At 66.5% G+C, this 10,772-nt stretch carries 9 protein-coding genes; 5 read left to right on the top strand and 4 right to left on the bottom strand.

Translation table 11 applies throughout. From position 1 onward, the window contains the following. Positions 1-1,254, bottom strand: a 1,254-nt coding sequence (locus E1263_RS30850) for a glycoside hydrolase family 10-like protein (RefSeq protein ID WP_132173751.1), incomplete at its 3' end; no start/stop codon positions are given. 83 nt (positions 1,255-1,337) lie between these two features. Between E1263_RS30850 and E1263_RS30845 the strand changes: the two genes are divergently transcribed. The 5 genes from E1263_RS30845 to E1263_RS43850 all read left to right on the top strand — a co-directional run bounded on the left by E1263_RS30845 (position 1,338) and on the right by E1263_RS43850 (position 5,874). After that, a complete protein-coding gene (locus E1263_RS30845; protein ID WP_132173749.1) occupies positions 1,338-1,829 on the top strand; it encodes a GNAT family N-acetyltransferase in 492 nt (163 codons plus the stop codon). A 9-nt stretch (positions 1,830-1,838) separates the two neighbouring features. Then, positions 1,839-2,891 (top strand): pseudaminic acid synthase, encoded by a 1,053-nt coding sequence (gene pseI / locus E1263_RS30840; protein WP_132173747.1) that lies wholly within the window; start codon positions 1,839-1,841, stop codon positions 2,889-2,891. An 88-nt stretch (positions 2,892-2,979) separates the two neighbouring features. Next, on the top strand, positions 2,980-4,377 hold the full coding sequence (locus E1263_RS30835) for a GntT/GntP/DsdX family permease (RefSeq protein WP_132173745.1): 1,398 nt from the start codon (positions 2,980-2,982) through the stop codon (positions 4,375-4,377). 5 nt (positions 4,378-4,382) lie between these two features. After that, positions 4,383-5,666: a class I SAM-dependent methyltransferase gene (locus E1263_RS30830; protein ID WP_238161679.1), complete on the top strand. Its 1,284-nt coding sequence runs from the start codon at positions 4,383-4,385 to the stop codon at positions 5,664-5,666. Continuing rightward, entirely contained in the window at positions 5,659-5,874 is a 216-nt protein-coding gene (locus E1263_RS43850) for a hypothetical protein (RefSeq protein WP_238161678.1), read from the top strand. Before E1263_RS30830 ends, E1263_RS43850 begins: the two co-directional genes overlap by 8 nt. A gap of 51 nt (positions 5,875-5,925) precedes the next feature. On the opposite strand, the gene E1263_RS44150 is transcribed toward E1263_RS43850, so the two are convergent. Genes E1263_RS44150 through E1263_RS30815 form a run of 3 tightly spaced genes read right to left on the bottom strand, consistent with a single transcriptional unit; the run spans position 5,926 to position 10,770 of the window. After that, a complete protein-coding gene (locus E1263_RS44150) occupies positions 5,926-7,659 on the bottom strand; it encodes a hypothetical protein (protein WP_132173743.1) in 1,734 nt (577 codons plus the stop codon). Next, positions 7,652-8,476, bottom strand: coding sequence for a hypothetical protein (locus tag E1263_RS30820; protein WP_132173741.1), 825 nt, complete (start codon positions 8,474-8,476; stop codon positions 7,652-7,654). Before E1263_RS30820 ends, E1263_RS44150 begins: the two co-directional genes overlap by 8 nt. Next, the gene (locus E1263_RS30815) at positions 8,476-10,770 is read right to left on the bottom strand and encodes a glycosyltransferase family 2 protein (RefSeq protein ID WP_132173739.1); all 2,295 of its coding nucleotides are present in this window, start codon (positions 10,768-10,770) and stop codon (positions 8,476-8,478) included. The genes E1263_RS30820 and E1263_RS30815 overlap by 1 nt, the downstream gene beginning before the upstream one ends. Between the last annotated feature and the right edge of the window lie 2 nt (positions 10,771-10,772).

Genomic DNA, 10,772 nt, shown 5'->3' with positions numbered 1-10,772 from the left:
GATGAGGGCTGGGCGGGTGTACCAGGTGTTGTTGAGGAGGGTGGTTGCGCCGAGGCGGTTGGCGCGGACGTCCTTGGCGGAGAAGAAGATGTTGCCCTTGACCTCGGGGATGGTGCTGTCGAAGGCCATGTGGTCGCTGAGCTCAGCGGGGTCGGCCCAGTCGGGGGACTGCGTCGAGGTGCCGACCTTGTACGTCGCTTCGCCGATGTAGAGGTGGACGTTCGTACCGCGGACCTGTTCGGCCCACCAGGGGACGATCTTGTTGTAGTCCGCCGGCGCGAAGCCGCCGGCCCAGTAGACCTGCGGAACGATGTAGTCGATCCACTCCTCGCGCACCCAGCGGCGGGTGTCGGCGGCCAGGTCGTCGTACGTCTGGACGCCGGCAGTGGTGTCGGTGCCTTCGGGGTCGGTGGCCTTGTTGCGCCAGACAGCGAAGGGCGAGATGCCGAACTTCACCCAGGGCTTGGCGTCCTTGATCCGGTGCTGCACTTCCTGGATCAGCAGGTTGATGTTGTTGCGCCGCCACTCGGCCAGAGTCGGGATGCCACCGCCGTACTGCGCGTACGTCGCGGCGTCGTCGAAGACCTGACCGGCTACCGGGTACGGGTAGAAGTAGTCGTCGAAGTGGACCCCGTCGATGTCGTAGTTCGACACCGCGTCCATGATCGCGTCCTCGACCAGCTTGCGTGCTGCTGGGATACCGGGGTTGTAGTAGAGCTTCCCGCCGTAGGTGACGACCCAGTCCGGGTGCTGCCGTGCGGGGTGCGTCGGGAGGAGGGCGTTGATGTTGGTGCCCATGGAGAGGCGGTACGGGTTGAACCACGCGTGCAGCTCAAGGTTGCGCTTGTGCGCTTCGGCCACGGCGAACTTCAGCGGGTCGTAGCCAGGGTCGCCACCCTGCACACCAGTCAGGTACTGCGACCAGGGCTCCACCTTGGACGGCCAGAACGCGTCAGCGGTCGGCCGCACCTGCAGTACGACGGCGTTGTGCTTCTGGCGGACCGCATCATCCAGCCAGCCGATCAGCTCGGTCTGTTGCTGCGCAGGGGTCAGTCCGGTCTTGGAGGGCCAGTCGATGTTCACCACCGACGAGATCCACGTTGCGCGGAACTGCCGGAGCGGTGTGGTCGTGCTGGCGGCACAGCGCGCCGCATCGTCGGACGGCGTCGGCGCGGCGGACGCCGTACTGGCTAATCCGCCCAGCAGCAGACCTGCGGTGGCACCGAGAACACCCATGGCACGCCAGACTCTCATGTCACTCTCCGACAATCGCTACAGATGAAGTGGAAAGATGTTTACACATCGAGGCGCTGGGAGGAAGACGCTAGGTTAGAGGCATGTTGCGGGCTGCCACTGACGACGATGTCGACCTCATCCGGCAACTCAGGAATCAGCAGGCGAATCGGGACGTGAGCATCACCTCGCACGAGATCGGTGCGGACGAGCACGCGGCGTGGTGGGCGAAGGCGTCGGTGGACCCGACGCGGCGAGTGCTGATCTACGTCCGGGACGGTGTCACCGCCGGCGTGGTCAACTTCTTCGACCTCGACGGACCGACCGGGTCGTGGGGATTCTTCCTCGATGCGGACGGGCTGGCCGAGCGCGGCGAGACGCTGCCGGCCTGGATCGAGGTGATGCGCGAGGCGACGTCGTACGGGTTCGATGAGCTCGGCCTCGACCTGCTGACCGGCGAGGTGCTCGAACACAACACCGTGGTCCGGCAGATGAACCGGCGGTTCCGGTTCGTCGAGGGAGCGGCCGAGCAGCGGGGAGCTGTCACCGTCATCCCGATCAGCCTGCGTAGTGAGGACCGGAGACAGCGTCATTAAGGGGCAGAAGTGAAGGACACCATCGAGATCGGCGGAGTGCCGATCGGAGCCGAGCACCAGCCGTTCGTCATCGCCGAGATGTCGGGCAACCACAACGGCGACCTCGAGCGGGCCCTGGACATCGTCCGCGCGGTCGCCGAGTCCGGTGCGCAGGCGCTGAAGCTGCAGACCTACACAGCCGACACGATGACGCTCAATCTCGATCTCCCTGCCTTCCGGCTGCCGGTTGAGCACGAGCTGTGGAGCGGCGCGCGGCTCTACGACCTCTACCAAGAGGCGCACACGCCCTGGGAGTGGCACGAGCCCATCTTCGAGCTGGCGAAATCGCTGGGGCTGGTCGCGTTCTCGTCGGCGTTCGACGAGACGGCGATCGAGTTCCTGGAGAAACTCGAGGTTCCGGCGTACAAGGTGGCGTCGAACGAGATCGGCGACCTGACGCTGGTCCAGGAGATGGCGCAGACCGGGAAGCCGATCATCATCTCCACCGGTTCTGCGACGCTGACCGACATCGACGCCGCCGTCCGGACTGCGCGCGCCACCGGCAATGAACAGATCATCGTCCTGTCCTGCACCGCCAGCTACCCGGCGCCACCCGAGCAGTCCAACCTCCGCGGCATCCCCGTCCTCCGCGACGCCCTCGACGTACAGGTTGGCCTCTCTGACCACACCATGGGTATCGGCGCGGCAATCGCGGCCGTCGCCCTCGGCGCTACGGTCATCGAGAAACACGTCACCCTCAAGCGCGTCGACGGCGGCGTCGACTCGGCCTTCTCGCTGGAGCCCGACGAGCTCGAAGCACTCGTCGAGAACACCCGGGTCGCTCAGTTGGCGCTCGGCCGCCCAGTCATCGGTCCCAAAGCGGCCGAGCAGAACGTGCTGCGCTTCCGCCGTTCCCTCTACGTCACCCAGGACGTCCGCGCCGGCGACCCCATCAGCCACGAGAACGTCCGCTCCATCCGCCCAGCCGGCGGATTGGCCCCGCACCTCTTCCCCGAGATCCAGGGCCGCATCTTCCCCACCGACGTGAAAGCAGGAACGCCCTTCACCTGGGATCTCCTCTAAACCCATCGGACAGCGATGGATGGTAAGACTGCAGGTAGTGGACACATCACCGTGTGCCATTTCCTGACGGCTGCCTGGAGGCGTTGTGATGTTCGGGGCTGAGGTGCTCGCCGCTGGCGGGGATGTGAATGCGCCGTGGAGTGGGCACGACACTCGGGTGCTGGTGGTCGCAGCGATCGGGATCGGTGTGATCGTCGCGCTGATCGTGTGGGCCAAGGTGCATGCGTTCCTGGCGTTGACGATCGGTGCGTTGTTCGTCGGGCTGGCTTCGGGGGTCGGAGCTGGAGCGGTGACGAAGTCTTATGAGACCGGTGTCGGCAGTGTTCTCGGGTACGTCGGAGTGCTGATCGCGCTTGGCGCGATGGTCGGGAAGTTGCTGGCGGACTCGGGTGGCGCGAACCAGGTGGTCGATACCCTGCTGCGCGGCCGGCCTAGTCGGCTGCCCTGGAAGATGGCGCTGATCGCGGGAATCATCGGGATCCCGATGTTCTTCGAGATCGGGCTGGTGCTGCTGATTCCGGTGGTCGTTCTCGCGGTACGGCGCTCTGGCGTGAAGGCAATGTTGTTGGGTATCCCCGCGCTGGCCGGCTTGTCGGTGCTGCACGGGTTCGTTCCGCCGCACCCCGGCCCGCTGGCGGCGATCGGCGTACTGGGTGGGAACGTCGGCATCACGCTCGCGCTGGGGCTGGTGGTCGCCGTACCGACGGTGATTGTCGCTGGCCCGCTGTTCGGGAAGCTGGCGGCGCGATGGGTTCCGATCGGCGCGTCCGGTACGGCGCTCGAGGTGGGCGAATCGTCGGGTGACACCGAGCGGAAGAAGACGCCGACGTTCGCCGTGACGCTGATTACGGTGCTGGCGCCGGTTGTGCTGATGCTGCTGAAGGCCGCGGCCGACGTCTGGATGAGCAAGGACAACGCGATCTACCCGGTGCTCCAGTTCATCGGCGATCCGGTCACCGCGCTGCTGATCGCCGTACTGCTGGCGATGTTCACCTTCGGTACGGCGGTCGGTTTCGGCGTACCGGCCCTGAGCAAGAAGATCGGCGCGAGCCTGCTGCCGATCTCGGGCGTGATGCTGATCGTCGGCGCCGGCGGCGGTTTCAAGCAGGTGCTCGTCGACGGCGGCACCGGCATCGCGATCGCGAAGATCGCCATCGCCGCGAACCTGTCGGCGCTCCTGCTCGGCTGGATCGTCGCCGTACTGATCCGCCTCGCCACCGGCTCCGCAACCGTCGCCACGGTGACCGCCGCCGGCATCGTCGCACCCCTGGCCACCGGCGAGAACCCAACCCACATCGCCCTGATCGTGCTCGCGATCGGCGCCGGCTCGCTGTTCTTCTCGCACGTCAACGACGCCGGCTTCTGGCTCGTCAAGGAGTACTTCGGCATGACGGTCGGCGAGACCTTCAAAACCTGGTCCCTGATGGAGACCGTCATCTCCGTGATGGGCCTCCTGATGACGCTCCTCCTGGCCGCCATACTCTGAGGCGCATGACCGAGTACCTGCTGTTTCCCGGGCGGCACCATGTTCTGACGAGATTCCAGGGTGAGTTCCTGCGGGAGCATGCTCAGGGGCGGACTGTGGTGTGGGCGGTTACGTCGGCCAATCATCGGACCACCAAGCGCAATCCGGTCGGGTTTGACCGGCGGGAGGCGGCGATCGAGCGGTTCAGCGTGGCCGAGGGGATTCGGTCGTTGGTGGTGGGGGTGGTTGATACGCCGCCGACTGACGACTTTGCTGAGGTGACGGTCAAAGCTCTTGAGGCTGGGACCGATGACTTGGTGCGGCTGACGCCGGAGAACACGGTGGTGGCTTGTTCCACGGCTGAGGTGAGCAAGTTGTACGAGCGGCTCGGTTTCAGCGTGATGGGGGTTGAGCCTGAGGGGGTGTTGCGGCCTTGGGACGTGTTGCTGATGGTTGCTGCTGGCAATGATGAATGGCGGGCGGTGGCGCATCCGGCGACGGTGGATGTGTTCGAACGGTATGCGCTGGATGCTCATGTGCAGCGGTGTGTGAATGATCCGGTGGTCGGTGATGATGGCGGGCTCACGACGACGCGGGATTACAAGACGTATGCGGATGCGTTTGAGACTGCGGCGGATCGGAAATGGCAGCAGATCAAGGACTTCGTACGGCCGGGGCGGATTCTCGATATCGGGTGTGCGACCGGCGCGACGCTGCAGTTGGTGGATGCGGAACCGCGGTTTCATGAATCGGATCTGATCGGCGTCGAGGTCGCGCGGCACCTGTACGCCGAGTGTGAGCACAAGAAGGAGCAGGGATTCTTCCGCAATCCCAACGTGTACTTCTACCAGCGGAACATGCTCGGCTCGGCAGTCTTTCCGGCGCGCTCGATCGACACGACCTTGACGCTCGCGTTGACGCACGAGATCTGGTCGTACGCCGATGGTTCGCGGGCCGAGACTGTCCAGCGATTCGCGGATGCGCTGTTCGCGCACACCGCGCCGGACGGGGTGTGGATCAACTCGGATGTCTGCGGACCTGCCGAGCCCGACCGCTCCGTCGTACTGCATCTTGACGACAGCGACGGACTCAATCCGGACGATGCGTTGGAGCTCGAGTCGCTTGACGATCCGGCGGCGTACGTCGGGCAACTCTCGACGCGCGCGATTCTTCCAGTTCGCACAGGACTTCCGGCGGAATGCGAAAGTACCGTTCTCGTACGTCGCGCAAGGCGATCAGCTGGTACTGCGCTTGGCCGACGCGATGGATTTCCTGACCCGCAAGGATTACGTGGACAACTGGTTGAGTGAAACCCACGAACAGTTCTGCGGACTCAACTTCACCGGCTGGTCCGAGGTCGCCGTACGGGCTGGGTTCCGGATCGATCCTTCGTCAAAGGCGTGGCGCAACGACTGGGTCATCACCAACCGCATCGCCCCCGTCGCCTCGATCACGACCGCTTCCGGCGACCCGATCGCCTGGCCCGACACCCACCAACTCCTCATCGCCCGCCGCTGACCCCTCAGATGGGGAGAGGCGGGAGCTGGCAGGACGGGTGGGGGGTCGCCGTTAGCTGGCTGGGCGGAGTTTGTTGAGGTTTTGGCGGAGGATCCGCCGGGCCTTGGCTGCGACCTTGCGGGGGTTGCGGAACTGGGCCAGCCGGCGCGCGAGGGCGTAGCAGCGGGAGCTGTGGATCTTGTTGTTGGCTGTGGTGGCCTTCTGGAGCTGGCCGCGGAGTTCGCGGATGCGGTTCTCGCGGGTCTTCATGGCCTTGTTGCGGAAGCCGAGGGTGCGTTCCAGGCCGAAGACGTGGCCTTGGAGCTCGGTGAGCTCCAAGCGGGCACGGTCCGCGTCGGCAAGCTGCGTGCGGAGATCGGGGTGCGTCTGCTCGGGCGAGTCCAGTACGACGGACAGCGCGGCAGCGAGTTGTTTGCCCCAGGCAAGTTGTTCGGCGTAGGCGGATTCGACGTGCGGTGCGGTTGCGGGGGTCGGGTCGACGAGGGTGACGCCGGACATCGACAGCCAGGTCGAGACGAGTTCGTCGCCGATCATCCACGGCGGCCACGGGTGCCGGCGGTGGCCGTCGACCAGGCGCCGGTGGAAGCGCAGCCAGGCGGCCGCCAGCAGGTCGTCCTTGTCGACGCTTTCGGGGGCGACCCAGCCGGAGATGCCGAAGGCGAAGGTGTCGCCGGCGACAATCACGTCATCCCAACGGAGCAGGACGCGCGAGTCCTCCGCCCACTCCCCCAGCGCTGCCGCCAGCTTCCGGAACCCCGGCACATCCTCAGCCGCCGCCAACCGGAACAGGACGGTCTCCACACTCTCCCCGCCGGGAACACGAGCCGGTACGACGGTTGAGTCGTACCCAACCGTCCCCAGCAGGTCAGGTGTCACCACGCCAACCGTTGTCTCCCAACCAGTCTCCGTAGCTGTCGCTTTCAGAGTGGTGGGGCCGGAGTGGGTGTAGAGGGTGTGGGGAGTGGGTGCGTTGCAGACTGCCAGCCAGGAGGTGGGGACGGCTGGGAGAAGGCCGGCCCGGGCTGCGGACTCCAGGGGCTCGGTGGTGGAGGTGAGGAGCGGGGTGTCCACGGACTCCAGGGCCGCAACGGCCAGGCGGGTCGGGAGGTGACCGGGGCGCGCGGTGGCTGCTGCTTCTACGCCGACGAGGGTGTGGGCGGAGAAGTCGGCGTACAGCTGGGCCGGCCAGGGCAGGGCGGCTTGGAACTGGTCGACGGAGACCGGACGGGTCGGGTCGTCGTGCAGAGGGACCCACTCGTCGTCGCCGTGGCGGAGGTGCGCAGGACGGCGGTCCAGGAGGTTCAGCATGGAGAACTCGTTGCGCAGGCCCAGTACGACGACCGCATCCGGCGTGGCCAGCGACCGCACCGCAGCTAGGCGCTCAGTCCAGCTCAGGTGCTCACTGTCATAGCCGAGGACTCGGTCCAGACCGTCAGCCGCGACCACCACCTCGAAAGGCTGCACACCATCAGTCGCCACCTCGAAGAGAGTCGGCTGTACGGCGGCTGCGCGCTTCAGACCGTCCAGTGCGCCGGCAACGACGTGCAGGCATGGGCCGAAGGTCTCGGTCAGCTGCTCGGCGTCGGAGACCGAGCGGACCAGGATGGTGACATCAGCCGAGTGCGCAAGCACAGACTCAATCAGCAGCGGGGAGTGCGGCCCGAGAATCAGCGTCCGGCGGTTGGCCGGGATCACATCAGCTAGGAGCGCGGCCAGCACCGGCTGGCGCGCAGTGTGATCGGTCCACGGCTGCATCTCACCACGGACCACCAGAACCTCAGACACGCTCTCTCCAATCGAACAGCATCCGCAATTCCGCGGCCGGCATCATCCAGTCCTTGCCGAGCTCCAGGTCGGTGGTTGCTCGTGCTGCTTCCAGGTCGATCGACTTGCCAAGCAGCTCCGGCCACAGTCGCTCGATCCGGCTCTGCCCACCGAACAGTGGGTTCTCGCCGGCCATCTCCATCGGGTCGCCGTACACAGCTGGTTCGCAGCCGGCGGCGATGCCGTAGAAGATCGCAGTGGAGAGGCGGTTGGCCGCTACCCGCTTGTGCTTGCGCAGCTCGGCCAGTTGCTTGTGGAGGAACTGGCGGTCGGTCCCCTCGTATGAGAACCCGCGCCGCCCGAACGACACCACTCGGAAGCCGGCGTCCTCGTAGTACGAGCGCACTTCGGGCCGGTCGTACTCGGTGTAGTAGAGGCTGAATGTCACGGGGCCGGTCTCGGTCTCGCGGATCTCGTCGATCAGCCGCTGGTGATCGCCCTGGATCTTGCCGCCCTCCCAGCCATGGAAGAGAAACCAGAGTGTGCCCTCACGCTCGGGCTCTGGCTCCGGCGGCGGCACCAGGTCGAGCAGGTACAGGAAGGGCGCGCCAATGCTGTGGTAGTTCCGCCGCCCGAGCGCATGGCCGCGCCGACGCGGTGCATCGCTCCAGGTGAACCGCCAGGCGCCGTCATAGAACTCGTGCACCGGGTTCCAGCCACAGCCGATGTTCCAGCCGTGCTGCAGATACCCGCGCAGTCGCGGCGGCTGGTCGTACTCCAGGCCGGCATAGCGCGCCAGGATGTGCGCCTGCCCGTAGTAGTGGTTGTGGTGATGCATCAGCGCACCTCCACATGCAGAGTGCCCGCATGCGGTCGTACGGCGAGCGAATGCTGCCCATTGCGGACAGCGAGCGGCAGTCTGCTGCACAGGAAGGGCTCGCACTGTACGGCGTGAGCCGAGCCGTCCTGCGCGACCGCAAACAGGACCCAGTCGGCCAGCGACGCAGTGGGGTCCACCGACACCCGGTGCTCAACTGTCGGATCGACGGCGGGGATCAGCGTGTCCAGCTCGACCACTGCGGACCAGCCGTCGTCGGAAAAGCTCCGCCGTGCGAGCACCTCTACGTAGTCGTCGGTCCCCGGCAGGAAGCGCCGCCAAGCGAACGACACCTCGCCCCAGTCCGGTCCACGCGCGACCAACATGTTGCCTGCAGCAACAACTGAGGTTGCCGCGAAGCGAATCGGCGACTCGTGCAGGTTGACGTAACCGCCGGTGGACCGGGTCATCGTGACCAGCCGGCCGCCCTGGGCATGCGACACCGCTCGATCGCCGGCCGCCCACAGCAAGAGCTTCTCCTGGCCGCCCGGACCGCGCAGCCGGAAGGCCCGGGTGGTCCGCTGGCTGAACGGATCGTCCGGGTTGATCTCTTCCATCATCGGCCGGATCGGCAGCCACGCGGTGAAGTTGCGTCCGTCGACCTTGATCGGCACCTGCTCCTCGCCACCCGACACCGGCCGCGTGACGAACAACGACGGCTCATCGAACGACGACCGCCCGTGCAGCACGAGCGCATCCGGCGTGTGCTCGATCGACGTCAACCGGCTCGGGTCGGACAGACGCCGTACGGCGAAGTATCCGTCCGGGCCGGGACCCGGCTGAACCCAGCTGGTCTCGTCGATCCACGCACCGGGCGGCCAGCCCGGACTGCCGGCAGCCTGGCCACGCAGCTTCTCCCGCCGCCGCAGCTTCCCAAGCTTGAGCTGTACGTCGAAATGCGCCGGACTGGCCGCACACCGGGCGAGGAGGTTCTCGTCGAGCACCACTTCGAACCCGACTCGGCTGGTATCGCCGTGCAGGTCAGTGGCGTCGTACCGGCGGACCTGCAACGGATACGGCAGTCCACCGATCACCAGGTCGATGCGCAGGGTGGAGGACTCACAGATCGCCAGGTGCTTGATCTCTGCGGTGCCCTTGACCGACAGCTTGCCGTCGACCCACTTCACCTCACGGACGCTCGTGGCCAGCGACAGGTCCTGCTCAGCGACCCGGTAGAGCTCCGGCGACACAGCCCCGTCGTACAGGCCTGGGTAGTTGTAGACGTACTGCTTGCGCTTCCGCGGTTGGGGCAGAACGCGCGCACCGCCGCGCAGGCCGCCGTCCTCGCGGAAGATCGCGAGCCGGCGGAGCAGGTCGACGTCCCCGGCGCGCAGTGCGGCGTGCTGGATCCGGTCGTAGCGGTGCGCTTTAGCCAGCGCCGCAGGGTCGAGCCGGCCGAGCAGACTGCCCGCCAGCTCGACCAGGTCCTGCTCTTCGCTGGCCGGGACCGCACCGAAGGCCATCATCAGCGTCAGCAGATCGATCTGGGTGAAGTGCGCGTGCAAGCGGCCCTGGATCGCGGGGAGCGCGTCAGCTGCCAGGTCCATCACCAGTCCGGCTGAGGTGACCCGGTCCTGCAGGTTGCCGAGCTGGAACTTCTGCTGGGTGATCGACTCACCGGACTCCCGCTCGCGCCAGTAGTAGACCGGTGCGGCGATGGTGTCGACGGTGACAGCGTCCAGGTGCGCCTGCAGCGTGACCGGGTAGTCCTCGTACCGGATCGCGGGGAACTCATAGCCGTGCTCGTCCCAGAAGGACCGCCGGTAGACCTTGTTCCAGACCATCCGGTCCAGGACCAGGTCGGTGACCTCGCTGACGTGGGTGGCCATCCGGTCCCGCATGAACGGCAGCCGGTGCAGCCAGGACGGCCGCACCCCGGAGCTGTTGTTGAACCGGCGCGCGTTGCCGCCGGCGAAGTCGGAGCCGGTCCGGTCGAGCGCACCGATCAGTTTCTGGAAGCCGTGCCGGGTGACCAGGTCGTCGCTGTCGACGAATGTCAGGTACTCGCCCTGGGCGTGCTCGACGCCGGTGTTCCGGGCCGGTCCGAGACCGGCGTTGTCCTGCTGGACGATCCGGAACCGCGCGTCGCGGGTGCAGAAGTCCTTCGCGATCACCGCACTGTCGTCGGGGGACCCGTCGTCGACCAGGATCGCCTCGAAATCCGTCCAGGTCTGCCGGGCGATCGAGTCCAGACAGTCGCCGATGTACTCACCGACGTTGTAGAAGGGCACCACCACGCTCAGCCGCGGCTTCACTT

Source organism: Kribbella antibiotica (assembly GCF_004349055.1).
GTDB lineage: Bacteria > Actinomycetota > Actinomycetes > Propionibacteriales > Kribbellaceae > Kribbella > Kribbella antibiotica.
The sequence above is the reverse complement of the archived record's forward strand: the minus strand, read 5'-3'. Positions and strand labels throughout refer to the sequence as shown.

Coding starts and splice junctions, on each gene's coding strand:
- E1263_RS30845 (WP_132173749.1), top strand. CDS start 1,338: ATGTTGCGGGCTGCCACTGACGACGATGTCGACCTCATCCGGCAACTC.
- E1263_RS30835 (WP_132173745.1), top strand. CDS start 2,980: ATGTTCGGGGCTGAGGTGCTCGCCGCTGGCGGGGATGTGAATGCGCCG.
- E1263_RS30830 (WP_238161679.1), top strand. CDS start 4,383: ATGACCGAGTACCTGCTGTTTCCCGGGCGGCACCATGTTCTGACGAGA.
- E1263_RS30820 (WP_132173741.1), bottom strand. CDS start 8,476: ATGCATCACCACAACCACTACTACGGGCAGGCGCACATCCTGGCGCGC.